The sequence below is a fragment of the Achromobacter ruhlandii genome, assembly GCF_002082135.1.
GTDB lineage: Bacteria > Pseudomonadota > Gammaproteobacteria > Burkholderiales > Burkholderiaceae_B > Achromobacter > Achromobacter ruhlandii.
On record NZ_CP017433.1, the window covers coordinates 838,025 to 863,693 of the forward strand.

21 protein-coding genes are annotated in these 25,669 nt (G+C 67.5%); 11 read left to right on the forward strand and 10 right to left on the reverse strand.

Annotated elements, in window-relative coordinates:
• Positions 1-3,483, reverse strand: coding sequence for a transcription-repair coupling factor (mfd, locus tag AruCF_RS03825; RefSeq protein ID WP_080977549.1), 3,483 nt, complete (start codon positions 3,481-3,483; stop codon positions 1-3).
• A gap of 29 nt (positions 3,484-3,512) precedes the next feature.
• Here mfd and ispD point away from each other — a divergent pair, with 29 nt between their 5' ends.
• The 3 genes from ispD (at position 3,513) to AruCF_RS03840 (ending at position 7,034) form a co-directional block, all read left to right on the forward strand.
• A complete protein-coding gene (gene ispD, locus AruCF_RS03830) occupies positions 3,513-4,196 on the forward strand; it encodes a 2-C-methyl-D-erythritol 4-phosphate cytidylyltransferase (RefSeq protein ID WP_049072066.1) in 684 nt (227 codons plus the stop codon).
• Complete coding sequence (ispF, locus tag AruCF_RS03835; protein ID WP_049072068.1) at positions 4,187-4,681, forward strand: 2-C-methyl-D-erythritol 2,4-cyclodiphosphate synthase; 495 nt, start codon at positions 4,187-4,189, stop codon at positions 4,679-4,681. The genes ispD and ispF overlap by 10 nt, the downstream gene beginning before the upstream one ends.
• Before the next feature lie 301 nt (positions 4,682-4,982).
• Positions 4,983-7,034 (forward strand): DUF4344 domain-containing metallopeptidase, encoded by a 2,052-nt coding sequence (locus AruCF_RS03840; RefSeq protein WP_235432748.1) that lies wholly within the window; start codon positions 4,983-4,985, stop codon positions 7,032-7,034.
• 101 nt (positions 7,035-7,135) lie between these two features.
• Here the strand turns inward: AruCF_RS03840 and AruCF_RS03845 are convergent, their stop codons facing one another.
• From AruCF_RS03845 to risA, 4 genes are all read right to left on the reverse strand, one after another.
• A complete protein-coding gene (locus AruCF_RS03845) occupies positions 7,136-7,654 on the reverse strand; it encodes a carboxymuconolactone decarboxylase family protein (RefSeq protein WP_049072072.1) in 519 nt (172 codons plus the stop codon).
• 74 nt (positions 7,655-7,728) lie between these two features.
• Complete coding sequence (locus tag AruCF_RS03850; protein ID WP_006389231.1) at positions 7,729-8,277, reverse strand: peroxiredoxin; 549 nt, start codon at positions 8,275-8,277, stop codon at positions 7,729-7,731.
• A 59-nt stretch (positions 8,278-8,336) separates the two neighbouring features.
• Positions 8,337-9,731, reverse strand: coding sequence for a sensor histidine kinase RisS (gene risS / locus AruCF_RS03855; protein ID WP_049072075.1), 1,395 nt, complete (start codon positions 9,729-9,731; stop codon positions 8,337-8,339).
• 34 nt (positions 9,732-9,765) lie between these two features.
• Complete coding sequence (gene risA, locus AruCF_RS03860) at positions 9,766-10,500, reverse strand: response regulator transcription factor RisA (protein WP_003813882.1); 735 nt, start codon at positions 10,498-10,500, stop codon at positions 9,766-9,768.
• 131 nt (positions 10,501-10,631) lie between these two features.
• Between risA and tsaB the strand changes: the two genes are divergently transcribed.
• A complete protein-coding gene (gene tsaB, locus AruCF_RS03865) occupies positions 10,632-11,900 on the forward strand; it encodes a tRNA (adenosine(37)-N6)-threonylcarbamoyltransferase complex dimerization subunit type 1 TsaB (protein WP_049072077.1) in 1,269 nt (422 codons plus the stop codon).
• Complete coding sequence (locus AruCF_RS03870) at positions 11,897-12,862, forward strand: uracil-DNA glycosylase (protein ID WP_172803057.1); 966 nt, start codon at positions 11,897-11,899, stop codon at positions 12,860-12,862. Before tsaB ends, AruCF_RS03870 begins: the two co-directional genes overlap by 4 nt.
• Positions 12,863-12,925: 63 nt before the next feature.
• On the opposite strand, the gene lplT is transcribed toward AruCF_RS03870, so the two are convergent.
• The gene (gene lplT, locus AruCF_RS03875) at positions 12,926-14,242 is read right to left on the reverse strand and encodes a lysophospholipid transporter LplT (protein WP_049072079.1); all 1,317 of its coding nucleotides are present in this window, start codon (positions 14,240-14,242) and stop codon (positions 12,926-12,928) included.
• A 312-nt stretch (positions 14,243-14,554) separates the two neighbouring features.
• Between lplT and smc the strand changes: the two genes are divergently transcribed.
• Genes smc through ligA form a run of 3 tightly spaced genes read left to right on the forward strand, consistent with a single transcriptional unit; the run spans position 14,555 to position 21,298 of the window.
• Positions 14,555-18,088: a chromosome segregation protein SMC gene (gene smc / locus AruCF_RS03880; RefSeq protein WP_049072080.1), complete on the forward strand. Its 3,534-nt coding sequence runs from the start codon at positions 14,555-14,557 to the stop codon at positions 18,086-18,088.
• 46 nt (positions 18,089-18,134) lie between these two features.
• Positions 18,135-19,199: a cell division protein ZipA C-terminal FtsZ-binding domain-containing protein gene (locus AruCF_RS03885; protein ID WP_049072083.1), complete on the forward strand. Its 1,065-nt coding sequence runs from the start codon at positions 18,135-18,137 to the stop codon at positions 19,197-19,199.
• Entirely contained in the window at positions 19,199-21,298 is a 2,100-nt protein-coding gene (gene ligA, locus AruCF_RS03890; protein WP_049072085.1) for an NAD-dependent DNA ligase LigA, read from the forward strand. The genes AruCF_RS03885 and ligA overlap by 1 nt, the downstream gene beginning before the upstream one ends.
• Before the next feature lie 171 nt (positions 21,299-21,469).
• Here the strand turns inward: ligA and AruCF_RS03895 are convergent, their stop codons facing one another.
• The 4 genes from AruCF_RS03895 to msrB form a co-directional block, all read right to left on the reverse strand.
• On the reverse strand, positions 21,470-22,246 hold the full coding sequence (locus AruCF_RS03895) for a peptidylprolyl isomerase (RefSeq protein ID WP_006389239.1): 777 nt from the start codon (positions 22,244-22,246) through the stop codon (positions 21,470-21,472).
• A gap of 17 nt (positions 22,247-22,263) precedes the next feature.
• Positions 22,264-22,533, reverse strand: a complete 270-nt coding sequence (locus tag AruCF_RS03900; RefSeq protein ID WP_054419473.1) for a BolA family protein — start codon at positions 22,531-22,533, stop codon at positions 22,264-22,266.
• A gap of 82 nt (positions 22,534-22,615) precedes the next feature.
• Positions 22,616-23,182: a septation protein A gene (locus tag AruCF_RS03905; protein WP_049072089.1), complete on the reverse strand. Its 567-nt coding sequence runs from the start codon at positions 23,180-23,182 to the stop codon at positions 22,616-22,618.
• Positions 23,179-23,577 carry a peptide-methionine (R)-S-oxide reductase MsrB gene (msrB, locus tag AruCF_RS03910; RefSeq protein WP_006389242.1) on the reverse strand — a complete coding sequence of 133 codons (399 nt, stop codon included), beginning with the start codon at positions 23,575-23,577 and terminating at the stop codon, positions 23,179-23,181. Before msrB ends, AruCF_RS03905 begins: the two co-directional genes overlap by 4 nt.
• A gap of 52 nt (positions 23,578-23,629) precedes the next feature.
• Between msrB and AruCF_RS03915 the strand changes: the two genes are divergently transcribed.
• From AruCF_RS03915 to AruCF_RS03925, 3 genes are read left to right on the forward strand one after another with little or no spacing between them, the layout of a single operon-like run.
• Positions 23,630-24,307, forward strand: coding sequence for an energy-coupling factor ABC transporter ATP-binding protein (locus tag AruCF_RS03915; RefSeq protein WP_049072091.1), 678 nt, complete (start codon positions 23,630-23,632; stop codon positions 24,305-24,307).
• Positions 24,304-24,900, forward strand: coding sequence for an energy-coupling factor transporter transmembrane component T family protein (locus AruCF_RS03920; protein WP_054474946.1), 597 nt, complete (start codon positions 24,304-24,306; stop codon positions 24,898-24,900). Before AruCF_RS03915 ends, AruCF_RS03920 begins: the two co-directional genes overlap by 4 nt.
• Before the next feature lie 53 nt (positions 24,901-24,953).
• On the forward strand, positions 24,954-25,511 hold the full coding sequence (locus AruCF_RS03925; RefSeq protein WP_049072094.1) for a biotin transporter BioY: 558 nt from the start codon (positions 24,954-24,956) through the stop codon (positions 25,509-25,511).
• Positions 25,512-25,669 lie beyond the last annotated feature (158 nt).

The following is a 25,669-nucleotide window of genomic DNA, read 5'->3' on the forward strand; positions in this document are numbered from 1 at the left end:
TTACTTCAAGGCGCGCAGCACGGCGCGCACGGCGTCGGCGCGGGCCGGGATCTGCGCGGCCTTGATCTCAACCCGCAATTTATCCTGTCCTGCGAGTTTGATGTGGCGTTGCCGCTGCACCAGTTCGATGATTTTCGCCGGATCGACGCTGGTCTTGGGGCCGAACTGCAGCAGCGCCTGGGTTTCGCTGGCGTCGATCTTGACGATGCCCAGCGGTTGCGCGGCCAGGCGCAGGCGGTGCGTGGTCAGCAGCGTCTGCGCCGCTTCGGGCAGCTTGCCGAAGCGGTCGATCAGTTCTTCCTGGATCTGGATCAGGTCGTCCTCGTCGGCGGCGTGGGCCAGGCGCTTGTAGACGCTCAGGCGCGCATGCACGTCGGCGCAGTAGTCGGACGGCAGCAGCGCCGGCGCATGCAGGTTGACCTCGCAGGCCAGGTTGAAGGGGGCGTCCAGGTCCGGCTCCTCGCCGGCGCGCAGGGCGCGCACCGCTTCGTTCAGCATCTCGTTGTACATCGAGAAGCCGACTTCCTGGATGTTGCCGGACTGCGAATCGCCCAGCACTTCGCCGGTGCCGCGGATCTCCAGGTCGTGCATGGCCAGGTAGAAGCCCGATCCCAGTTCCTCCATGGCCTGGATCGCCTCCAGCCGCTTCTTGGCGTTGTTGGTGATGGCGTCCTCGCCCGGCGTCAGCAGGTAGGCGTAGGCCTGGTGGTGCGAGCGACCGACGCGGCCGCGCAGCTGGTGCAGCTGCGCCAGGCCGAAGCGGTCGGCGCGGTGGATCACGATGGTGTTGGCGCTGGGCACGTCGATGCCGGTTTCGATGATGGTGGTGCACAACAGCACGTTGTAGCGCTGCTGGTAGAAGCCCTTCATCACCTGTTCCAGGTCGCGCTCGGGCATCTGGCCGTGGGCCACCGCGATGCGGGCCTCGGGCACCAGCTCTTCGAGACGGGCGCGGCGGTTGTGGATGGTCTCGACCTCGTTGTGCAGGAAGTAGCACTGGCCGCCGCGCTTGAGCTCGCGCAGCAGCGCCTCGCGCAGCGTGCTGCCGTCCTCGCGCCGCACGAAGGTCTTGATCGCCAGCCGCTTTTGCGGCGCGGTGGCGATGACCGAGAAGTCGCGGATGCCTTCGAGCGACATGCCGAGCGTGCGCGGGATCGGCGTGGCGGTCAGGGTCAGCACGTCGACCTCGGCGCGCAGCGCCTTGAGCGCCTCCTTCTGGCGCACGCCGAAGCGGTGTTCCTCGTCGATGATGACCAGCCCGAGGCGCTTGAACTTCACGTCCTTGGACAGGATCTTGTGGGTGCCGATGACGATGTCGACACGGCCGTCGTTGATGCCCTCGATGGCCGCCGACACTTCCTTGGCCGAGCGGAAGCGCGACAGCTCCACCACCCGCACCGGCCAGTCGGCGAAGCGGTCGGAGAAGGTCTGGGCGTGCTGTTCGGCCAGCAGCGTGGTGGGGCAGAGCAGGGCGACCTGCTTGCCGTTGGCCACGGCCAGGAACGCGGCGCGCAGCGCCACCTCGGTCTTGCCGAAGCCGACGTCGCCGCACACCAGGCGGTCCATCGGCCGGCCCGAGGTCATGTCGGCGATCACGGCCTCGATGGCGGCGGCCTGGTCGGCGGTTTCCTCGAAACCGAAGCCCTCGGCGAAGGCCTGGTAGTCGTTGAGCGGCAGGTTGAAGGCGAAGCCCTCGCGCGCGGCGCGCTGGGCATACAGCGCCAGCAGTTCGGCGGCGGTGTCGCGCACCTGCTTGGCGGCCTTGCGGCGCGCCTTGTCCCACTGGCCCGAGCCGAGCTGGTGCAGCGGCGCGGCTTCCGGATCGGCGCCGCTGTAGCGGGCGATCACGTGCAGTTGCGACACCGGCACATACAGCGTGCTGCCATTGGCGTATTCGAGATGCAGGAACTCCATCTCGCCTTCGCCCATGTCCATGTTGACCAGGCCGTGGTAGCGGCCGATGCCGTGCTGCGCGTGCACCACGGGGTCGCCGGCGCGCAGTTCGGACAGGTCGCGCACCATCGCTTCGACGTTGCTGGCGCGTTCCTGGTCGCGCTTGCCGCGCCGGCCGGTGCTGGCCAGCCCCGGATAGAGGTCGTTCTCGGTCAGGAAGGCCAGGTTGGCCTGCGGCAACTCGAAGCCGGTGGCCAGGGGCGCGGCGACGATGCCGAAGTGGGCGTCCGAAGCCAGGAAGGCTTCTATGCTGTCCGGCTGCGCGTCGGGGGTGACGCCGAACTCGTTCAGCATTTGCACCAGCGTCTCGCGGCGGCCGGCCGAGTCGGCGCACAGCAGCACACGGCCTTGCGGCTTGCCGACATGCGTGCGCAACTTGGCGATCGGGTCTTCGGCGCGGCGCGCCACGCTCACGTCTGGCGCGGCGCGGAAGTCGGGATGGGGCTGGCCCGCGGCCAGCGCCAGGCGGCGGAAATCCTTCAGGCGGGCGTACAGCGTCTGCTCGTCCAGGAACAGCGCCGACGGCGGCAGCACCGGACGCTCGCGGTCGCTTTTCAGGAAGCCGTAGCGGCTGCCGGTGTCCTGGTGAAAGCGCATCATGGCGTCGTCGATGTCGCCGACGGTAACGGTGATGGCGTTGTCGGCCAGGTAGTCGAACAGCGTCGCGGTCTCGTCGAAGAACAGCGGCAGGTAGTACTCGACCCCGGCAAAGGGGATGCCGTTGCCGATGTCCTTGTAGGGAAGGGCGCGCGACGGGTCGCCTTCGAACACTTCGCGGAAACGCGCGCGGAAGCGATTACGCGAATCCTCGTCCATTGGGAATTCGCGGCCCGGCAGTAGCTGAACCTCGCGCACCGGATACAGGCTGCGCTGGGTGTCGACGTCGAAGCTGCGAATGGTCTCGATCTCGTCGTCGAACAGGTCCAGCCGGTAAGGCAGCGCCGATCCCATCGGGAACAGGTCGATCAGGCCGCCGCGCAGACAGAACTCGCCGGGCGCGGTGACCTGCGTGACGTGGTTGTAGTTGGCCAGCGTCAGCTGTGCGCGCAGCGCCGCCTCGTTGAGCTTGTCCTTCTGCTTGAAGGAAAAGGTATAGGCCGCCAGGAACGACGGCGGCGCCAGCCGGTACAGCGCCGTGGTGACCGGCACCGTCAGCACGTCCACCGTCTTCATCATCAGCGAGTGCAGGGTGTGCAGGCGCTCGGAGATCAGGTCCTGGTGCGGCGAGAAGGCGTCGTACGGCAGCGTTTCCCAGTCGGGTAGCTGGCGCACGCGCAGGCCGGGCGCGAACAGCGCGATTTCCTCGGCCAGGCGCTGCGCTTCCAGCGGCTCGGCGGTCAGCACCACCAGCGGCGCGCCGGCCTGCCGCGCCAGGTCGGCCAGCAGCCAGGCGTCGCCCGAGCCGGGCGGGCGCGGTTGCGCATAACGCGTGCCGGGCTTGAGCGCGGCGAGAGTGGGGGCGGTCGCGGGAACGGGCGGCGCTGCCGTGGCGGAGGAGGTGGGGGCGGGCATCAGGCTGGGAGCAGGCATCAAGCGGAAGATTATAAAATCACCGCACCATGTCTGACTCAATCATCGCAATCGTTCCCGCCGCCGGCGTCGGCGCCCGTGCCAGCCACCCCGGCGCCGAAAGCGTGCCCAAGCAATACCGTCCGTTGGCCGGACAGCCCATGCTGCGCCACGCCGTGGCTGCCCTGCTCGCGGACGACCGCGTGTCGCAGGTGCGGGTGGCGGTGACGCCGGGCGACGGCTGGGTCGACCAGGCCGTGGCCGGCCTGCCGCGCACGGTCTGGCGCGCCTGCGGCGGCGCCACCCGGGCCGATACCGTGGCCGGGGCGCTGGCCGAAAGCGGGGTGTCCGACGATACCTGGGTGCTGGTGCACGATGCCGCCCGCCCCGGCCTGCCGGCCGCGGCGCTGGCGCGCCTGATCGACGCCTGCCTTGCGGATCCCGTCGGCGGCCTGCTGGCGCTGCCCGTGGCGGACACCGTCAAGGCCGGCCATGAGCGTGTCGAGCGCACCCTGGACCGCAACGGGCTGTGGCTGGCGCAGACGCCGCAGATGTTCCGCGCCGGCGTGCTGCGCGACGCGCTGACGGCCGCCGCGGTGAATGGCATCGCCGTCACCGACGAGGCCTCGGCCCTCGAGGCCGCGGGCTATGCGCCGCTGCTGGTGCCCGGCGCCCTGCGCAATTTCAAGGTGACCTGGCCGGACGATTTCGAACTGATGGAAAAATGGCTATGAGTAGTATTCCTTTCCGTGTCGGACAGGGTTTTGACGTGCATGCGCTGGTCGAAGGCCGGCCGCTGATCATCGGCGGCGTGACCATTCCGCACAGCCACGGCCTGCTGGGCCATTCGGATGCTGATGTGCTGCTGCACGCGATCACGGATGCGCTGCTGGGCGCGGCGGGACTGGGCGACATCGGCCGCCATTTTCCCGACACCGATCCGGCCTTCAAGGGCGCCGACAGCCGCGTGCTGTTGCGCGAGGCCGTGGCGCGCGTGCGCCAGGCCGGCTGGGCGCCGGTGAACATCGATGCCACCGTGCACGCACAGGCCCCCAAGATCGGCCCGCATGCGCCGGCCATGGTCAGCAATATCGCCGCCGATACCGGCTTGGCCGAGACCGAGGTCAACATCAAGGCCAAGACCAACGAAGGCCTGGGCTACCTGGGCCGCAAGGAAGGCATTTCGGCCACGGTGGTGGCGTTGTTGGCGCGGATCTGATCGCCGCCCCGGGGCCTTGCCTGAATCGATGGCGCGGGTGTTCACCGCGCCATTTTTTTGCGTGCCGGCGTTGTTTTATTCGCACGGATACATGTCCACAACTAATTAACAAACCGCAAAAAAGGGCGCGGACCGCGTGGCTGCTATGGTTTGGCGCGAATCCCGCGTCATTTGGGGCGCGCAGCCCGAAAATGCCCCGTGTTTTCGTCTTGCCGGGGCATTTGAACTGGAATATTCTGCGGCTACTTAACGTCTGGATAATAGGGACACTAGGATGCATGTACGTGGCGCTGCCTTATTCGTGGCTCTCGTCGCCTTTGGTTCGCCTGCACATGCAGAATTCGAGCAGCAGCTCGGCCCGCTCGCGGGCGCTGTCCGCACGCAGCTGCTGCAGGGCTGGACCGCGGGGGTCGAGGATGGCTGGTTCACGCTGCGCAACAAGGCCACGGCCGGCAGCGAACAGACGCTCTACCTGAACGTCGGACAACCGCCCGAAGGCGGCCGTATCACCGACGTGAACGTGGTCCTGAATTCGAAGAATCCCAAGGCTTCCATCGGCCTGGCGCTGACCAACCGTGCGCGCAAGGGCCTGTGCCTGCTCGAACTCACGGCCGCCAAGCAGACCTTGCTGTTCTGTCTGGATGGCGACAAGCGCCGCGATATCGCCAACGTGCCCAACGTGGCGAAGCTGGACGGCTCCGACCGCATCAAGGTGGTCGAGGTGCCGGGCGCGGCGCGCTTTATCGTCAACGGCCAGAAGATCGGCGATATCGAGAACGAACCCGCGCTGGGATCCGAACTGGGCATCATGGCCTACGAGGTCGGCACCTTCGGGATCGCGGACTTCACCATCAACACGAACGTCAACGCCAACACCGGGCAGGGTGGCGGGCAACCGCAACAGCAGCCGACGCGCGCGCCGCAGGCCTCGCCGGATTCCGGCGCCAGCAGCGGCTTGCCGGGTTCCGGTCCGTACCCGCGCTTCGGCGGCGACTCGCTGCGCATCGTGGCGGTGTACATCGGCATCATGCGCAGCATTTTCATGCATGAGTTCGGCCACGCCCTGATCGGCGAACTCGAGCTGCCTTCGACCGGCGCCGAGGAAGACGCGGTCGATATCTATTCGGCGCTGCAGATCGTCGAACCCACCATGTACCCGTCCAGCGACAAGGACACCAACGCCATGGCCCAGGGCGCGGCCAAGTACGCGGCCCTGCAGTGGTACTACAGCGGCAAGCTGGCCGAGGCCCAGGGCGCCGGCAATTCTCCCTGGCAGGACGAGCATACCGGCGACCTCAAGCGCTTCCGCAACATGCTGTGCATCATGTACGGCGGCAACCCGGGCGTGTTCGAATCGCTGGTCGAGCAGGTTGGCTTCGAAGACCGCACCAAGGCGCGTTGCGCGGACGAGTTCACCAAGCAGAACCGCGCCTGGCGCCGCATCCTGGCCCCGCATACCCGCGTCGGTACCTGGTCGCCCGACGGCCAGCAGCCGGCGAACGCGCCCGGCGCGCCGGTGAACGTGACGTTCGAGCCGTCTTCGCGCCGCATCGGCAACCTGTTCGCCAACAACCTGTCCGAAGCCATCACCAACAACATCAAGCTGCTGGGCCAGACCTACGTCCTGCCGCGGCCGGTCAACGTGGTCTTCAAGGACTGTGGCAAGCTCAACGCCTGGTACAGCCCGCGCGAAGGCTCGATCACGATGTGCTACGAGCTGATCGAGAACATCGCGGTGATGATCTCCGACATCGAGATGGGCACGGTCGGCGGCGAGCCCAAGCAGGGCGGGGCGGCGCCGCAGCGGTCTCCGCAACAGGCGCCGCAACAGCCGCGCCAGCAGCCGCCCGCCGGCCAGCCGCAGCGCGCGCCCGGCAACGGCGGCTTCGACGAACTGCAGGACAGCGGCGTGCCGCCGACGACGCTGCTGTTCTCGGCGCCCTACAAGGGCCCGACGCCCAACACCCATCCGCGCGCCAAGGTGATCACCACCAAGGACGTGGTGGCCCTGCTGACCGATGAAAAGAACAAGAACTTCCTGGTGATCGATACCAGCGGCCTGCGCGAGACCATCCCCGGCGCGTTCCCCCTGAGCGACGCGGGTTCGGATGGCGCCATTACGGACCAGATGCAGGAAGCCTTCGATGGCTGGCTGCACAAGAAGACCGGCACCGAGAAAGAGCACAATGTGCCCTTGATCATCATGGGCGCCGGCATGAATGACCGCTCGTCCTATAACGCCGCGCTGCGCGCCGGCATGATGGGCTGGCCGGTCTACTGGTACCGCGGCGGCATGGAGGCCTGGGTTGCCAACGGCCTGCCGACGACCGCCGTGAAGTCGCAGGGGCAATAAGAAGGATCACCGGGCGGCGCAACGACCGTCCGGCAAATGCAAAAGCCCGCCTGTTCGCACAGGCGGGCTTTTGCATTGTTTCGCGCGAAGGCGCGCCAGGCTTACTTGCCCTGCGCGGCCAGCGCCAGGGCGGCGGCGTTGACCACCGAGGCGATGCGGCCGGCGTCGCGCAACTGTTCGGTCGACAGGCCGTCCTTCTTCAGGTTCTCGTAGTGCGAGCCGACGCAGAAGTGGCACTTACCGATGATCGAGGCCACCAGCGCGAACAGCTCGAAGCGCTTCTTGTCGACGCCGCCGTGGGTGGCGTAGGCGTTCATGCGCAATTGGGCCGGCAGGCTCTTGAGCTGGGCGTCGCCGCTCATCTCGACATACGGGTACCAGGTGTTGTTCATGCCCATGAGCGCCGAGGCGGTCAACGCGGCATTGGCGTCGGTTTCGGACAGGCCGCTCTTGAAGGCTTCGATCAGCACCGGGCTGCGCGCGGCGTAGGCGGCCGACAGGGCAGCGCCGACGGCGTCTTCGGGGGCCAGGGTCGAGCGGGCGATCACGGCGTCCAGATTCAGGCGGATGTCCTTGGCCCAATCCGGCAGCTGTTCCTTAATGGTCGTCAGAAATTCCATAGTTTTTACCTATAATCTAGCGCAGTTAAAGCCCGGCGAAGGACCTGCGGACAGGTCCCCGGCCGGGCTGGAAATTACAGCGTGGCGCCGCCAACCGTACGGTTGCACGGGCACAGCTCGTCGGTTTGCAGGCCGTCGAGCAGACGCAGGACTTCTTCCGGGTTACGGCCGACGTTCAGGTTGTTCACCGAAACGTGCTGGATCGTGTTGTCCGGGTCGACGATGAAGGTGGCGCGCAGGGCAACGCCAGCGCCCTTTTCACGCACGCCCAGCTGGTCGATCAGGGCGCCGGTGGTGTCGCCGAACTGGTAGTGACCCAGCTTGTTCAGGTCCGGGTGCTCACGGCGCCAGGCCAGCTTGACGAATTCGTTGTCGCTCGAGCCGCCCAGCAGGACGGCGTCACGGTCTTCGAAATCCTTGGCCAGCTTGTTGAAGCCGACGATTTCGGTCGGGCACACGAACGTGAAGTCCTTCGGGTAGAAGTAGATCACCTTCCACTTGCCGGGGAACGAGCTTTCGGTGATGTCTTCGAAAGCCGAGACGCCGTTTTCTTCGTGCTGGTTGAAGCCGGGCTTGACGCCGGTAACCTTGAAGGGCTCGAGTTTGTCGCCAACAGTTTTCATGTTTACTCCCAGTAGTTGTTGGTGGAATTAAGGCGGTGCCTCAAACCATAAATTCTACGCTATGGATTATCGTTGTCTAATTGATAATTCCTAAAATTCGCTTTGGGCAGCTCTATGCGCGCGGTCAGGCCGCCACCCTCGCGCGGCAGCATGCGCAGGGCGCCGCCGACGTGCTTGAGCAGGCGCTCGACGATCGCCAGCCCCAGGCCGGCGCCGCTGACGCCGGTGCGCGCGGCTTCCCCGCGGGAAAAGGGACGCAGCAGGCGGTCGACGTCTTCGGGCGCGATGCCGGGGCCGCGATCGGACACCTCGATGACGATCATGCCGCCCTCAGCTTGCAATGTCATGACCAGATGGGCCATGCCGTCGGTCGAGCGGCCATAGCGGCGCGCGTTCTCGATCAGGTTGCTGACGATGCGCTTGAGGTCCAGCGCCGTGATGCGGGCGCGCAGGCCGGGTTCGAGGATGGCCTCCAGCTCGCCGCCCAGCGACGAGGTGTGGCTGCGCTCGCGTTCGTACAGCTCGGCCAGCACGGCGGAAATGTCGGTCGCCAGTTGCGGCAGGGTGCCGGCGGGACGGGCGTACTCCATCAACTGGCCGATGCTGTGGTCGATCTGGCCGAGGTCCTCGTCGATGGCCTGGCGCGCGTCTTCCGACACGCCGCTCAGCTCGATTTCCAGGCGCATGCGCGCCAGCGGCGTTCGCAGGTCGTGGGAAATGCCCGCCAGCATCAGCTCGCGGTCGGCCTCGGCCTGCCGCAAGTCCTTGGCCATGCGGTTGAACGAGGCGTTCAGGTCGCGGATTTCCAGCGGGCCCTGCTCGGGAAGCGGCGCCGGGGTCTCGCCGCGCGACAGCACCTGGGCCGCGCGCGCCAGCCGCGACAGCGGCCGGTTCACGAAACCGACGCTGACCGCCGCGCCCACCAGGGACAGCAGTAGCGCCGTGGCGCCCCATCCCAGCCATTCGATGCCGCCCGTCAGCCCGATCTGCTCGCGCTCGAACACCAGCCAATATAGATCTTTCTCGATCTGGAAACTGACCCAGAAACCCGGCACCTGGTTCACGCCCCAGGCGATCTGGGTCTCGGGGCCGAAGCGCGTGCGGATATGTTGCGCCACGCGCTGCCAGTAATCGTCGTCGGGGAGGGCTTCGGCGAAGTCGGTGACTTCGCGCGGATAGACCTGGATGCCTTCATTGGTGGCCAGGTCGAGCAGGAGCTTGCTGCGTTCGCCGTTGTGCGAATAGATCAGCGCGGTGCGCGTGATATTGACGGCCGTGATCACCCGCTGCGCCATCTGATTGGCGCGCGGTCCCAGCTCCATGCTGAAGAAGACTTGTAGCCACGCCCCCAGGCTGACCAGCATGAGCGCGGCCAGCAGCAGGAACGTGCGGCCGAACAAGCCGAGCCGCAAACGTGAAGTCAGGTTCCTGAAGGTTTTGCGCAAGCGGGGCACGAGGCTGCGCTCCTGCCCGGGGCGGGCGTGTCGATCAACTACCACCGTCCGGCACAAACACGTATCCGAGACCCCAGACGGTCTGGATGAATACGGGCTTGGACGGGTTCGGCTCGATCAGCTTGCGCAGGCGCGAGATCTGCACGTCGAGGCTGCGGTCGAAGGCTTCGTATTCGCGGCCGCGGGCCAGTTCCATGAGCTTGTCGCGCGACAGCGGAATCTTCGGGTGGCGGGCAAACACCTTGAGCACCGAGAATTCGCCGGTGGTGATGGGCACCTGTTCGCCGTTGCGCGTGAGCGTGCGGGTCGACAGGTTCAGCACGTAGGGGCCGAAGGCGATGGATTCGTTTTCCTGGCTGGGAGCGCCGGGATGTTCCTCGGTACCGCGGCGGCGCAGGATCGCGTTGATCCGGGCCAGCAGCTCACGAGGGTTGAACGGTTTGGACAGATAGTCGTCCGCGCCCATCTCGAGGCCGACGATGCGGTCGATTTCTTCCGCCTTGGCCGTCAGCATGATGATGGGGGTATTGTCGTGCCCACCGCGCAGCCGGCGACAGATGGACAGGCCATCTTCGCCGGGCAGCATCAGATCCAGCACGAGCAGGTCGAAGTGCTCGCGTTGCCAGAGTTTGCCCATCTCTTTGGCGTCTTCGGCAACGAAAACGTTGAATCCCTGCTCGGACAGATACCGGCGCAGCAGATCGCGCAAGCGCGGATCATCGTCAACGACGAGGATTTTTCGGGTGGGGGTGGTGTTTTGCGTATTCATGGCCGGAAATGTAACAGTGACAAGAACCAGCGGCTAGTGGGCGTTCACAAGATATTACACATTGCGAACCATGGTTGAAATCCCCCTTACATACGGGGCCAATCCCCCGGTATTTCGTACAATCTGCATCTATGGAACTAAACCTGCTGGCTCTGGAAACCTCTTCGTCGCGCTGCGGCGTGGCCCTTTTGCGCGCCTCTGGCGGGCGGCTGGAGGTTGCCGTCCGCGAACATGAAGGCTCCCAGGAGCACGCCGAACGCCTTTTGCCGATGGCCAACGAGCTGCTGGCCGAGGCCGGCCTGACGCCCGGCGCCCTGCAGGCGGTGGCGTTCGGCCAGGGGCCGGGCGGCTTCACCGGGTTGCGGGTGGCCTGCGGCGTGGCCCAGGGGATGGCGATGGGCCTGGGCATCCCGGTGCTGCCGGTCGTATCGCACCAGGCCGTGGCCGCCCAGGCGGGCGGCACGGCGGACCAGGCCATCGTGGTGGCGCTGGACGCCCGCATGAATGAAGTCTATCTGGCGGTCTACCGGCAGGTGGCGGGCGCCTCCGGCGAGTCCGCGTGGGACACGCTGCAGGCCCCGTTGCTGATCGCGGCGGCCGAAGTGGTGCCCTGGACGGCGCATCATCTGTCCGCCTGGTCGCGCGCCGCAGGCCGCCCGCTGACCCCGCTGCTGGCGGGCGATGCGTGGGAGGCCTACGCGGCCGACATGCCCGCTCCCGCCGACTGGCGCCGCGCCGTCGAGGCGCAGCGGCCCGAGGCGGCCAGCGTGGCGCGGCTGGCCAGCCAGGCCTGGCTGCGGGGGGAGGCGCTGCCGCCGGAGCAGGCCGCGCCGCTCTATGTGCGCGACAAGGTCGCATTCACCACCGCCGAGCGTCAGCGCGGCGAGGGCGGCAATCCCAAGGCCCGCTCGACGCTGGCGCCGCTGGTGCCGCAGGCGCTGACCGACGCCGACCTGGACGACGTGGTGGCGCTGGAAGCCAATGTCCAGTCCTTTCCCTGGACCCGCGGCAATTTCGCCGATGCGCTGGCGGCCGGCTATGGCGCCTGGACATTGCGGCGTGATGGCCGGCTGGCCGGGTTCTGTATCTTGATGTTTGCGCCCGACGTGGCCCATCTGCTGGTGATCGCCGTGGCGCGCGACCTGCACCGCCAGGGCCTGGGCAGCCTGCTGCTGGACTGGTGCGAGCAGCAGGCGCGCGAGCGCGGCCTGGATGGCGTGCTGCTGGAAGTGCGTCCGTCCAATACCTCGGCGGTCGCGTTCTACAAGGACCGCGGCTATCTGCAGATCGGCCTGCGGCGGGGCTACTATCCGGCCGAGAAGGGCGGGCGCGAGGATGCGCTGGTGATGCAGAAGCGCCTGGACACGGCGGCGGCCGCGCCCCTGGGAGCGGCGGCGTGACGGCGCCGCATTCCCCGCCGGCATCGGCCGCGCCCCGCGTCAATCCGCTGCAGCGCCTGTGGCTGCGCGAGCTGGGCATGGAGCGCCTGTGGCTGCGGCCCGCGCCCCAGCCGCAGGCCGCGCCCGCTGCCATGCCCCAAGTGCCTGTTCCCAAACAGGAATCGCCCGCCGCGACGCCCCAGGTGGCTGTTTCCAAACAGGAGTCTCCGGCGCCGGCGATGCCCGCCCGCGTCGGAGCGGTGCCGGCCCGTGATGCCGCTGCGCCGCCGCCGGCCTCGGCGGTTCGCCCGGCCGGCCCTGGCCCGGGCCTGCGCAACGGCCCTCCGCCCAAGCCGGCGCCCAAGGCCGAAGTGGTCACGGATGCCGCCCCGGCGGTGATTCCGGTGGCCGAAGCGGTCAAGAACGCCACCCTGGACGAACTGCGCGAACAGGTGGTGGCGTGCACCGCATGCGGCCTGTGCGGCGGCCGCCGCCACGCGGTGTTCGGCCATGGCGGCCAGCCCACGCGCTGGCTGGTGGTCGGCGAGGCGCCCGGTGAACAGGAAGACAGGCAGGGTCAACCTTTCGTGGGCCGCTCCGGGCAGTTACTGGATTCGATGCTGTCGGCGGTGGGCATGAGCCGCGAGCGCGATGTCTTCATCGCCAACGTCATCAAGTGCCGCCCGCCCGGCAACCGCAATCCCAAGCCCGAGGAAATCGCGGCCTGCAGTCCGTACCTGATGCGCCAGATCGCGCTGCTCAAGCCGGAGCGCATTCTGGTGCTGGGACGCTTCGCTGCCCAGACGCTGCTGGGCACGGACTCGACCATCGGCAGCCTGCGCGGCCGGGTACACCAGATGAAGACGGAAGAGGGGCGCGAGATCCCGGTGATCGTGAGCTATCACCCGGCCTATCTGTTGCGCAGCCCGGCCGAGAAGGCGCGGGCCTGGCAAGACCTGAAGCTGGCCTCCCGCCAGCTGTAGGCGGGAAAGCCTTTTCCCGGCGGCGCCGCCGGACAGGGCCGCGAGGGCGGCCCCGGCGGGCGATCAGCGGGTGTGCGAGTCCAGCGCGTGGCCGTGGCCTTCCTGGCCGATCTGGTCGTGCAGTTCGGGATTGGCCGCCAGGTTGCGCCGGCTCCAGCGCATGAACACCACCATCAGCACGGCCACCACGGTGCCGAAGATCACGATGATGATGTTGATCGGCAGTTGCAGCCACAGCAGCAGCGTGTACATGGCCACCATCAGCAGGATGTTGAGCTGCTCGTTGAAGTTCTGCACCGCGATCGAATGGCCGGCCGACAGCAGAACGTGGCCGCGGTGCTGCAGCAGGGCGTTCATGGGCACCACGAAGAAGCCCGCCAGCCCGCCCGTGATCAGCAGCAGCAGGTAGACGCTCCAGGGCGCATAGACCAGCGGCATCAGCAGCACCACCAGGCCCATGGCGGCGCCCACCGGCAATACCGACAGGGCGCGGCGCAACGGGATGCGGCCGGCCAGGATCGAGCCCACCACCGTGCCCAGCGCGGCCACGCCCATCAGCATCGAGGCCTTGTCCAGCTGGTAGCCCAGGTGGCTGCGGCCCCATTCGATGACGATCAGTTGCAGCGTCGCGCCGGCGCCCCAGAACAGGGTGGTGACGGCCAGCGAGATCTGGCCCAGCTTGTCCTTCCATAGCACGCGCACGTAGCCCCAGAAGGTGCGCATCAGCTTGACCGGGTTCTTCTGCTGCGGCGGGTAGCGCACGTGGGTGTGCGGGATCAGCAGGTTGCACAGCGCCGCCAGCAGGTAGACGAAGGCGATGACCAGGATGGCGGCTTCGGCCGGCGTATGCACCAGCTTGCCGATGAAGGAGTGCTGCAGCAGCGCGGTGGATACCGTGGTCGAGATCAGCAGGCCGCCCAGCACGGTGCCCAGGATGATGGAGAAGACGGTCAGGCCCTCGATCCAGCTGTTGCCCTTGACCAGCATGGTCGGCGGCAGCATTTCCGTGACGATGCCGTACTTGGCCGGCGAGTAGGCGGCGGCGCCGATGCCCACCACGCCGTAGGCGGCGCAGACCAGGTAGGTCTGGTATTCAGGGGCGACGCCGATGCTGGCGTACGAGAACATGAGCAGACAGCCGGCCACTTTCAGGGCGTTGGTCGAGAACATCACCCGGCCCTTGGGGTACGAGTCGGCGATGGCGCCAACGAAGGCGGCCAGCACCACGTAGGCCAGCGCGAAGGACCATTTCATGATCGGGGCCAGCCAGTCCGGGCCGTGCAGTTCCTGTATCAAGGCGATCGCGGCAATGAATAGCGCGTTGTCCGCCAATGACGAGAAGGCCTGCGCGGCCATGACCAGATAGAAACCTCGTTTCAAGAATGTCCCCGTACTTTGACCTGAGCCCGGTCGGTCTGCGTGAAAATTATGCGTCTTGCGAAAAAGTGTCAGCGAGTATAGCCCGTGGCGCGGGTAGGGCTATTCAGCGTTTGCCCGCGGGTTGCGGCAGGTCAGGTGGCGGACGGCAAGGGGGCGGGCTGTCCCCGGCTTGACCGTTGTTCACGTTTGGGGACAGACTGCCTGCGGTATCATACGACCCATCCGCAAGCCGGCCCTCCGTGGGCCGGTTTGCAATGTGTGCGGCAGGTCCGTTAACGCCTTTCGTTCAACCCACCCCGTCGTCATCGTACTGTGCGTCTTACTCAGCTCAAACTCGCCGGCTTCAAGTCCTTCGTCGATCCCACCGTGATTCCCGTGCCCAGCCAGCTGGTGGGCGTGGTGGGACCCAATGGCTGCGGCAAATCGAACATCATCGATGCGGTGCGCTGGGTGCTGGGCGAAGCCAAGGCCTCGGAACTGCGCGGCGAGTCCATGCAGGACGTGATCTTCAACGGCTCGGGCAACCGCAAGCCGGCGGCCCGGGCGTCGGTCGAAATGGTGTTCGACAACAGCGAGGGCCGCGCCGCCGGGCAATGGAGCAGCTACGCCGAGATCGCCGTGCGCCGCGTGCTGACGCGCGACGGCACCAGCAGCTATTTCGTCAACAACCAGCAGGTGCGGCGCCGCGATATTCACGACATCTTCCTGGGCACCGGCCTGGGCGCGCGCGGCTACGCCATCATCGGCCAGGGCATGATCAACCGGCTGATCGAGGCGCGTCCGGAGGAACTGCGGGTGTTCCTGGAAGAGGCCGCCGGCGTGTCGCGCTATAAAGAGCGCCGCCGCGAGACCGAAAACCGCCTCTCCGACACGCGCGAGAACCTGACCCGCGTCGAAGACATCCTGCGCGAACTGAACAGCCAGCTGGAAAAGCTGGAGGCCCAGGCCGAGGTCGCCACCCGCTACCGCGAGCTGCAGGCCGATGGCGAAAAGAAGCAGCACGCGCTGTGGTTCCTGAAGGAAACCGGCGCGCGCGAAGAGCGCGCCAGGAAGGCCCAGGAAATGGCCCAGGCCCAGAACGAGCTGGAAGCCGCCATTGCCGGCCTGCGGGCCGGCGAAGCCGCGCTTGAATCCCGGCGCCAGGCCCACTACGCCGCCAGCGACGCGGTCCACACCGCCCAGGGCGCCCTGTACGAGGCCAACGCCCAGGTCAGCCGCCTGGAAGCCGAAATCCGCCACGTGGTGGATTCCCGCAACCGCCTGCAGGCGCGCCGCGACCAGCTGCAGCAGCAGATCGCCGAATGGAACAGCCAGCGCGAGCACTGCGCTGAGCAGATCGCGCAGGCCGAGGAAGACCTGGCCGCCGGCGCCGCCCGCACCGAAGAGGCGCGGGCCGCCGCCGAGGACGCCCAGGCCGCGCTGCCGTCGGTTGAGCAGCGTGTGCGCGAAGCCGCCTCCGGCCGTGACGAAATGCGTGCCGCCCTGGCCCGCGTGGAACAGAACCTGGCCCTGGTGGCGCAGACCCAGCGCGACGCCGACCGCCAGATGCAGGCGCTGGAGCAGCGCCGTGAGCGCCTGCAACAGGAACTGCGCGAATTGCACAGCCCCGACCCGGTGCGCCTGGAGCAACTGGCCGGCGACCGCGTTGCCGGCGAGGAGCAGCTCGAGGAGGCCCAGGCGGAACTGGCCACTTTGGAAGGCAAGGTGCCGGACGCCGACGCCGAGCGCAGCCGCGCCCAGGCGGCCGCCCAGACCGACGCGCAGAACCTGGCCCGCCTGGAAGCCCGCCTGTCTGCGCTGGTGAAGCTGCAGGAAGACGTACAGAAGCAGGGCGCGCTGGAACCCTGGCTGGCCAAGCACGAGCTTGCCGGCCTGGCGCGCCTGTGGCAGAAGCTGCATATCGAACCGGGCTGGGAAACCGCCCTGGAAGCCGCCCTGCGTGAACGCATGGCGTCCCTTGAAGTGCGCAGCCTGGACTGGGCCCGCGCCTTTTCCGACGACGCGCCGCCCGCCCGCCTGGCGTTCTACCAGTTGCCGCCCGCGGCGCCCGCGCCGGCCGCGCCGGCGGGCCTGACGCCGCTGGCGAGCCTGCTGCGCATCACCGATCCCGATCTGCGCACGCTGCTCAATGACTGGCTGGCCGGCATCTACACCGCCACCGACCTGGCCCAGGCCCTGGCGACCCGCGCCACGCTACCCCCCGGCGCCGCCTGCGTGGTCAAGGCCGGCCACCTGGTGGATGCGCACAGCGTGCGCTTCTACGCGCCCGATTCCGAGCAGGCCGGCCTGCTGGCGCGCCAGCAGGAAATCGAGAACCTGCAACGCGAGATCAAGGCGCAGCAGCTGATCACCGACCAGGCCCGCGCCGCGGTTGCCCGCGCCGAAGTGGCCTGGCAGCAGGTGACCCAGGCGATCGCGCCGGCCCGCCAGCACGTCGCCGAAGTGACCCGCCGGGTGCATGACATCCAGCTGGAACACTCGCGCCTGCAGCAGCAGGCCGAGCAGTCCGGCCAGCACGCCGCGCGCCTGCGCCAGGATCTCGAAGAGATCTCCGCGCACGAGGAAGACCTGCGCGCCACCCGCGAAGAGGCCGAGGCCCGCTTCGAGGCCCTGGACGAGGAACTGGCCGAGCACCAATCGCGTTTCGCCGACGCCGAGATGGACGGCGAGACCCTGGCCGCCCAGGCCGAGGCTGCCCGCGCCCGCCTGCGCGAGCTCGAGCGCGCCGCCCAGGAAGCCGAGTTCGCTGAACGCGGCATCCAGGTCCGCATCACCGACCTGCAGCGCAACCAGCAGCTGGCGGCTGACCAGAGCCAGCGCGGCAGCGTCGAACTCGAACAACTGCTGGCCGACCTGGTCGACCTGGACGCCTCGGCTTCCCAGGCTGGCCTGCAGGACGCCCTGGAAGTGCGCGCCGAGCGCGAAGAGGCGCTGTCGCGCGCCCGCCAGGAAATGGAAAACCTGTCGGCGCTGCTGCGTGGCGCCGACGAAGACCGCATGCAGCAGGAGCGCACGCTCGAACCGCGCCGCGCCCGCATTACCGAATTGCAGTTGCAGGAACAGGCCGCGCGCCTGGCCGAAGAACAATTCACCGAGCAGCTCAATGCCCGCGAGGTTGACCGCGAGGCCCTGGCCCAGGAGCTGGCCAACCAGCCAGACGAATGGCGCCGCGCCAGCTGGCTGCAATCCGAAGTGACCCGCATCTCGCGCCAGATCGAGTCGCTGGGCTCGGTCAACCTGGCCGCGCTGGACGAATTGAACACCTCGCGCGAACGCAAGGGCTTCCTGGACGACCAGCACCAGGACCTGATGACCGCCATCGAAACCCTGGAAGACGCGATCCGCAAGATCGACCGCGAAACCCGCGACCTGCTGCAAGAGACCTTCAACGTCGTCAATGGTCACTTCGGCGAGCTGTTCCCCAAGCTGTTCGGCGGCGGCGAGGCCAAGCTGACCATGACCGGCGAGGAAATCCTCGATGCCGGCGTGCAGGTCATGGCGCAGCCGCCGGGCAAGCGCAACAGCACCATCCACCTGCTGTCGGGCGGCGAAAAGGCGCTGACGGCCACCGCGCTGGTGTTCGCGCTGTTCAAGCTGAACCCCGCGCCGTTCTGCCTGCTGGACGAGGTGGACGCGCCGCTGGACGACGCCAATACCGAACGCTACGCCAACCTGGTCGCCAACATGAGCGAGCAGACCCAGTTCCTGTTCATCTCGCACAACAAGATCGCGATGCAGATGGCCAAGCAACTGATCGGCGTCACCATGCAAGAGCAGGGGGTTTCGCGTATCGTTGCGGTAGACATAGATTCGGCCGTCCAGATGATGGCCTCCGAAGCGGCATAAACCCAATATTCAGAATGGCGCCGGCTTCCTGGCGCGGGATTTACACATGAGTGATTTGCAGATCGGGCTGATTGCCCTGGGCGTCTTGCTGATACTGCTGGTGCTGGGCTTCAACTGGTGGCAGGACCGCCGTGTCCGCCGCAAGATGCAAAGCCATTTCCCCACCTCCGAGCAGGATCCGCTGCTGGGCGCGGGCGCGGCCGCCGCCACGGGGGGCGCGGCCACGCGCCGCGAGCCGGGCATCGGTGATGCGCCCAAGGCGCATCCGGAGCAGCCCAAGCCGGTCGATCCGGGCAGCGACGCCGATGATGCCGAGGAACCCGATCCCGCCTGCGAAGTGGTCATCGAGATCAACTTCGCCGAACCGGTGCGCGGCGCCGACCTGCTGCCCTACATGCAAAGCCTGCGCCACGTGGGCCGCAAGCCCATGCGGGTGTTCGCCGAGACCGACCAGCGCCGCCACCGCGCGCGCGTGCATGCCGGCGAGTCGTATGCCTCGATGCAGCTGGCCGTGCTGCTGGCCAACCGCAGCGGCCCGCTGACCGCGATCGAGTGGTCGCAGGCCTGGGCCCGCGCCCAGGACATGGCAGAGCGCTTCGACGCCACCATCGAGGGCCCCGACCAGCAGGCGGTCCTGGAACAGGCCGCGCGCCTGGACGACACCTGCGCCGCCCTGGACACGCAGGTCGGCCTGACCTTGCTGCTGGGCGCCGCCCAGCCTGCCGCCGAGGTGCTCAACGTGGCCCGCGATGCCGGCTTCGTCGCCGATGGCAACCGCCTGGCCTGGCCGGCCGAGAACGGCGTGGCCCGCTTCACGCTGGCGCGCGCCGACGGCGCCGCCTTCGACGCCGGCATGGGTGGCATCGAACGCCTGTACCTGTTGCTGGACGTGCCTTGCAGCCCAGCCGACAGCCGCGCCTTCGGCCGCATGGTCGACGTGGGCCGTGAACTGGCCGCCCGCCTGCGCGCCGACCTGGTGGATGACCAGGGCAAGCCGTTGGCGGATGGATCGGAAAGCGTCATCGACGAACGGCTGCAGGTGCTGTTCGGCCAGCTCGAGCAGGCCGGCCTGCCCGCTGGCAGCGAGCGCGCCCAGCGGGTGTTTGCATAATGAGCAAGGCAGGAGGGACCCCCGCGGCGGAAACCGCGGCGCGCCTGCGCGCGGAAATCGAGCAGCACAACGTCCGCTACTACGTCTACGACGACCCGTCGATCTCGGATGCCGAGTACGACCGGCTGATGCGTGAGTTGCAGGACCTGGAAGCCGCGCATCCGGAACTGGTCACGCCCGAATCCCCCACGCAGCGGGTCGGCGCGGCGCCGGTTTCGGCCTTCGGCAGCGTGCGCCATGCGGTGCCGATGCTGTCGCTGGGCAACGCCTTCGACGAAGAGGACGTGGCGGCATTCGACCGCCGCGTTACCGACACGCTGCGCGGCGCCGGCCTGCTGGGCCCGGCGCAGCAGGCGGAATATTTCTGTGAGCTGAAGCTCGACGGCCTGGCGATCAGCCTGCGCTACGAGGAGGGCCGGCTGGTCCAGGCTGCCACGCGCGGCGACGGCCAGACCGGCGAGGACGTCACGTCCAACATCCGCACGATCAAGGCGATCCCGCTGCAACTGAGCGGCGCGGCGCCCAAGGTGCTGGAGGTGCGCGGCGAAGTGCTGATGAACCGCGCCGATTTCGAGAAGCTCAACGCGGCGCAGGCCAAGCGCGACGAAAAAGTCTTCGTCAACCCGCGCAACGCCGCCGCCGGCAGCCTGCGCCAGCTCGACCCGCGCATCACCGCCAAGCGGCCGCTGCGCTTTTTCGCCTATGGCTGGGGCGAGGTGCGCGGCCTGCCGGGCACGCAGAGCGGCCTGTTCGACGAAGCGTCGGCCGGCGCGGCGGATACCTCGACCCTGCCCGAGAAATCGCATGGCGCCATGCTCGACTGGCTGGCATCGCTGGGCCTGCCGGTCAACGTGAAGCACAACCACCGCGCCACCGGCGCCGAGGGGCTGATGGCCTTCTACGCCAAGGTGGGCGCCCTGCGGCCCGAACTGCCTTACGACATCGACGGCGTGGTCTACAAGGTGGATTCGTTGCCGGCGCAGAAGTTGCTGGGGTTCGTGGCGCGCGCGCCGCGCTTCGCGCTGGCGCACAAATTCCCGGCCGAAGAGGCCACCACCACGCTGCTGGACATCGAGGTGCAGGTCGGCCGTACCGGCGCCATCACCCCGGTCGCCCGGCTCAAGCCGGTGTTCGTGGGCGGCGTGACCGTCACCAACGCCACGCTGCACAATGAAGACGAGATCCGCCGCAAGGACGTGCGCATCGGTGACACCGTTATCGTGCGTCGCGCCGGCGACGTGATCCCGGAGGTGGTGGGCGCGGTGCTCGAAAAGCGTCCCGCCGACGCGCGCGAGTTCGTCATGCCCAAGGCCTGCCCGGTCTGTGGCTCGGCGATCGAGCGCCTGGAGGATGAAACCATCGCCCGCTGCACCGGCGGCCTGTTCTGCGCCGCGCAGCGCAAGCAGACGCTGTGGCACGCCGCCAGCCGCAAGGCCCTGGATATCGAGGGCCTGGGCGAGAAACTGGTGGAGCAACTGGTGGACAGCGGCCGCGTCAAAACGCTAGCCGATCTGTTCAGCCTGCGCCCGCTCGAGCTGGTCGGGCTGGACCGCATGGGCCAGAAGTCGGCCGACAACCTGGTCGAGGCCATCGACAAGGCCCGCGCGCCGGCATTGGGACGCCTGCTGTTCGCGCTGGGTATCCGCCACGTGGGCGAGACCACGGCGCGCGATGTCGCGCGGCACTTTGGCACCATCGAGGCCATCATGGACGCCGATGAGGACGCTTTGTCCTCGGTGCCCGACGTGGGGCCGGTGGTGGCGGGATCGATCCGCCGCTTCTTCGCCGAGCAGCACAACCGCGATGTGATCGATCAGCTCAAGGCGCAAGGCGTGCAACCGGTGGCCGAGGCGGTGCCCGAGGACACCACGCTGGCGGGCAAGACGTTCGTGTTGACCGGCACGTTGCCCAACTGGACGCGCGAGGAGGCCTCCATGCGCATCCAGGCCGCGGGCGGCAAGGTCAGTGGGTCGGTGTCCAAGAAGACCGCCTATCTGGTGGCGGGCGAAGACGCCGGCAGCAAGCTCACCAAGGCCCAGGAACTGGGTGTCACGGTACTGGACGAGGACGGGCTCAAGGAACTGCTGGGTTCGTCCTGATCGTGCGGGCCGCGCTGCCGGCCCGCCGCCTGGCCCTGTCGAACAGGCCGTCCGCCCCTGGCGTGCGGCCTGTTTTCATTTCCGGCGCGGCCTTGAGCGCCTCTTGGGCTTGGCGCGCACAAAAAAAACTGCCCGCGCAGGGCGGGCAGTTCTTGGAGGCGGGAACCAGATTTACTGGATCTTGGCCTTTTCGCGCAGTTCCTTCTGGTAGTCGGCCAGGGTTTGCTGGCGCAGCATTTCTTCCAGTTGGGTGCGGACCTGGTCCAGCGGCGGGAATTCGACCGGACGGGTGTCGTCGACCATGATGATGTGCCAGCCGAACTGGGTCTGCACCGGCTTGTCGACCAGTTGGCCCTTCTTGAGCTGGGTCACGGCCTGGGCGAACGGCTGGACGTAGTTGGTGGGAGGAGCCCAACCCAGGTCGCCACCCTTTTCGGCGCTGCCGGGGTCCTTCGAGTTCTTCTTGGCCAGGTCGTCGAACTTGCCCTTGTTGCTCTTCAGCTGGGCCAGCAGGTCGTTGGCGGTTTTTTCGTCTTCGACCAGGATGTGACGGACCTTGTATTCCATCTTGCCGGCCTGTTCCTTCTTGATCTTCTCGTACTCGGCCGTGACCTTGGCGTCCGACACCGGGTGCTTGGCCAGGTAGTCGGCCATCAGGGCGCGGACCAGGATGCCTTGGCGGGCCAGTTCGATTTCGGTCTGGACGTCGGCCTGCTTGGCGATGCCGCCGGCTTCAGCCGCTTGCACGAAGACCTGGCGGTTGATCATTTCCTGCTTGACCTGTTCACGCAGTTGGGGCGAATCGGTGGCGCCCTGGCTGACCAGCAGCTTGACGAATTGATCCAGGCTCTTCTGCGGAATGGCCTTGCCATTGACCGTGGCGACGTTCTGGGCGAAAGCGGGCACGGCGATGACGCAGGCGGCGGCCAGCATGACGATGCGTTTCATGAATATCCTTTTACTTTCTATTTGGGAGCCTGGGCGTCGAGCGCCAGCGCATGAATCGGATAGGGGATCAAATCTTGCAGATGATGATACACCAGCCGATGTCGCGCCACGGCAGTCAGTCCTGTAAAACAGGACGCCACGATATGGACGCGATAATGGCCGGCGCCGTTTTTACTGCCTTCGTGACCGGCATGCAAATGCGAGTCGTCCTGAATGTCCAGGGAAACCGGTTCCAGGACGGCCAGGCGCTCCCGGATCAGGGTGATGCGGTCGGTGGTCTCTGACATGGCGTCGATCGTAAAAGTTCCGGCGCGCGCAGGGGCGCGCCATGGGGAGAAAGGGCCGGACCCCGTGGCCCGGCCGTGTACGTCAGGCCTTGGGCGGGGTGCCCGCGCCGTCGTCGGCCTGGATGTGCTTGCCGAGCCAGAGGGACTGGCCGATGACGAAGACGATCATCAGGCCCATCAGGCCGAAGGCCTTGAAGCTGACCCACTGGGATTCGGTGAAATGCCCCGAGAACGCCACGTAGAGATTGATGGCGCCGGCAAACAGGAAAAAGCCGGCCCAGATCAGGTTGAGCTTGTCCCAGGCGGCGTCCGGCAGCTGGATCTGCTTTTCCATCAGGCGGCGGATCAGGTTGCGGCCGAACAGCAGGCGCGCGAACACCAGCGCGCCGCCGAACAGCCAGTACAGCACCGTCGGCTTCCACTTGATGAAGACGTCGCTGTGCAGCCAGATGGTGGCGCCGCCGAACACCAGGATCACGGTCAGGTTGATCCAGTGCATGGCTTCGGTGGGCCGGCCGGTGACCTTGAGCCAGACGATCTGCAGCACCGCCGCCGCCATGGCCACGCCGGTGGCCACGAAGATGTCCGTGAACCGGTAGGCCAGGAAGAACAGGAACAGCGGAAAGAGGTCGAACAGGAACTTCTTCATTCTTCTATGGGTTCGAACGTCATCGACAGGGAATTGATGCAATAGCGCAGCCCGGTGGGCTCGGGCCCGTCGGGGAAGACATGCCCCAGGTGCGCGTCACAGACGTTGCACAGCACCTCGGTGCGCACCATGCCGTGGCTGGTGTCGCGTTCTTCGCGCACCAGTTCCGGGTCGAGCGCCTGGAAGTAGCTGGGCCAGCCACAGCCGGCGTCGAACTTGGTGTCGGACGCGAACAGCGCGGTGCCACAGCCCACGCAGCGGTAGATGCCCGGGGTGAAGGTATTCCAGTAGCGCCCGGTGAATGCGCGTTCGGTACCCTTTTCGCGGGTGACGACGTATTCTTCCGGGGACAGCTGGGCCCGCCATTCGGCGTCGGTTTTGCGTACTTTGTCCATATCAGCTCTTGGAGTCCCGATGCCCGAAATGGTTCGGGCATAATCCCGCCCCATGTTAATCGAGTTTGACCAGGCGATTGTATCGACGCCCCAGGCGGAAGTGTTGCGCGGGGTGAGCGTGGCGCTGGCCGGGCGCCGGGTCGGCATCGTCGGCCCCAATGGCGCCGGCAAGAGCACACTGGCGCGGCTGGTCAATGGGCTGGTGCTGCCGACCTCCGGCTGCGTGCGGGTTGGCGGCCTGGATACGCGGCATGAATTGAAGGCGGTGCGCCGCCAGGTCGGCTTCGTATTCCAGAACCCCGAGAACCAGATCGTCTTTCCGATCGTGCGGGAAGATCTGGCGTTCGGCCTGAAGCACCTGGAGCCGGATCGCGTCCAGCGGGAGGCCCGCATCGAGGCCGCGCTGGCGGCCCTGGGCGTGGCGCACCTGGCGGATCGCACCAGCCACACCCTGTCCGGCGGCGAGCGCCAGTTGGTGGCGCTGGCGGCGGTGCTGGTGATGCGGCCGGGGCTGGTGGTGTTCGACGAACCCACCACCCAGCTGGACCTGCGCAACCGCAACCGGGTGCGCGATGCCATTGCCGCCATGCCGCAGGACGCCATCGTGGTCAGCCACGACCTGGCGCTGCTGGAAGACTTCGAGCGGGTGCTGGTGATCCAGGACGGCGTCATTGCCGCCGACGACGAGCCGGCCGCCGCGCTGCGCTGGTACCGGAATCACTGCGCGTGATCGAGCCCCTATATATTCCCGGCGACTCGCCGCTGCACCGGCTGCCCGCCGGCCTGAAGCTGCTGGCGCTGGCCGCGGCCGGCGCCGGATTGTTCCTGGTGCGCGATCCCGCCCTCCTGGCGGGCGCCTGCGCGGTCGCCGGCCTGCTGCTGTGGTGCGCCGGCGCCACGCCCGGCGGCGTCTGGCGCCAGGTGCGCGGCCTGGTCTGGGTGTTGCTGGCCGTCGGCGCGTTCACGGCCTGGTTCCAGGGCTGGCGCGAGGCGCTGGCGGTACTCCTGCGTATCGCCGCGATGGTCGGGCTGGCGCTGGCGGTGACGCTGTCGACCCGCAGTTCCGACCTGATCGCCGTGTGCGAGCGGGTGCTCATGCCGTTGCAGCGCATTGGCCTGCTGGACGCCGGCAAGGTGTCGCTGGCGCTGGCGCTGGCCCTGCGCTTCGTGCCCGAGATCTGGCGCAATTTCCACGAGATTCGCGAGGCCCAGGCGGCGCGCGGACTGGGCGCCAACCCGGTGGCGCTGATCGTGCCGCTGGTGGTGCTGACACTGAAGCGGGCCCAGGAAGTGGCCGAGGCCATCGACGCCCGCAGCCTGTGACTGTCCCTCCTCATCCCTGATTCCCTGTCCCACTAGATAGAAAGGGCATTGCCATGAAATCCAACAATACTGTGCTGGTGGCGCTGTTCGCCGCGCTGATCGTGGTGCTGAGCCTGATTCCGCCGATTCCGCTGCCGGGCATCCCGGTGCCGATCACGCTGCAGACGCTCGGTGCCATGCTGGCCGGCGCCATGCTGGGGCCGGGCCGTGGCGCGCTGGCCTGCCTGCTGTACCTGGCGCTGGCGGCCATCGGCCTGCCGGTGCTGCCGGGCGGACGCGGCGGCCTGGGCGCGTTCTTCGGGCCGACCGGGGGCTTCCTGGTCGGGCTGGTGGCCGGGGCATTCGTGACCGGCTGGCTGGCGCGGCGCCTCGCGGGCAGGGCGACGGGTTTCGGCGGCCAACTGGCCGGCGCCGCCATTGCCTGCGTGCTGGGCGGCATCGCGGTGGTCTACGCTTTCGGCGTGCCCTGGCTGGCAACGGTCACCAAGATGGGGCTGGCCAAGGCGGCGACGGCGGTGGTGGTGTTCGTGCCCGGCGACCTGATCAAGGCCGCGCTGGCCGCGTGGGTGGCGACGCGGGTCGAGCGGGTCTGGCCCATGCGCGGTCAGTGAGTTTCGCGCCGGGGCGGGGCCAAGGGAATCCCCCAACTGACGCCCGAAGGGCTTTCAAGTACAAGTTCGCCATTAACGAATGCGTTTGCTGGATCGCGGTTTCCGTAGCACATCAGGGATTTACCGTAGTTGCGCGAAGTCATCTGATACTGTTTTAA

Coding starts and splice junctions, on each gene's coding strand:
- mfd (WP_080977549.1), bottom strand. CDS start 3,483: ATGCCTGCTCCCAGCCTGATGCCCGCCCCCACCTCCTCCGCCACGGCA.
- ispD (WP_049072066.1), top strand. CDS start 3,513: ATGTCTGACTCAATCATCGCAATCGTTCCCGCCGCCGGCGTCGGCGCC.
- ispF (WP_049072068.1), top strand. CDS start 4,187: ATGGCTATGAGTAGTATTCCTTTCCGTGTCGGACAGGGTTTTGACGTG.
- AruCF_RS03845 (WP_049072072.1), bottom strand. CDS start 7,654: ATGGAATTTCTGACGACCATTAAGGAACAGCTGCCGGATTGGGCCAAG.
- AruCF_RS03850 (WP_006389231.1), bottom strand. CDS start 8,277: ATGAAAACTGTTGGCGACAAACTCGAGCCCTTCAAGGTTACCGGCGTC.
- risA (WP_003813882.1), bottom strand. CDS start 10,500: ATGAATACGCAAAACACCACCCCCACCCGAAAAATCCTCGTCGTTGAC.
- tsaB (WP_049072077.1), top strand. CDS start 10,632: ATGGAACTAAACCTGCTGGCTCTGGAAACCTCTTCGTCGCGCTGCGGC.
- AruCF_RS03885 (WP_049072083.1), top strand. CDS start 18,135: ATGAGTGATTTGCAGATCGGGCTGATTGCCCTGGGCGTCTTGCTGATA.
- ligA (WP_049072085.1), top strand. CDS start 19,199: ATGAGCAAGGCAGGAGGGACCCCCGCGGCGGAAACCGCGGCGCGCCTG.
- AruCF_RS03895 (WP_006389239.1), bottom strand. CDS start 22,246: ATGAAACGCATCGTCATGCTGGCCGCCGCCTGCGTCATCGCCGTGCCC.
- AruCF_RS03900 (WP_054419473.1), bottom strand. CDS start 22,533: ATGTCAGAGACCACCGACCGCATCACCCTGATCCGGGAGCGCCTGGCC.
- AruCF_RS03905 (WP_049072089.1), bottom strand. CDS start 23,182: ATGAAGAAGTTCCTGTTCGACCTCTTTCCGCTGTTCCTGTTCTTCCTG.
- msrB (WP_006389242.1), bottom strand. CDS start 23,577: ATGGACAAAGTACGCAAAACCGACGCCGAATGGCGGGCCCAGCTGTCC.
- AruCF_RS03915 (WP_049072091.1), top strand. CDS start 23,630: ATGTTAATCGAGTTTGACCAGGCGATTGTATCGACGCCCCAGGCGGAA.
- AruCF_RS03925 (WP_049072094.1), top strand. CDS start 24,954: ATGAAATCCAACAATACTGTGCTGGTGGCGCTGTTCGCCGCGCTGATC.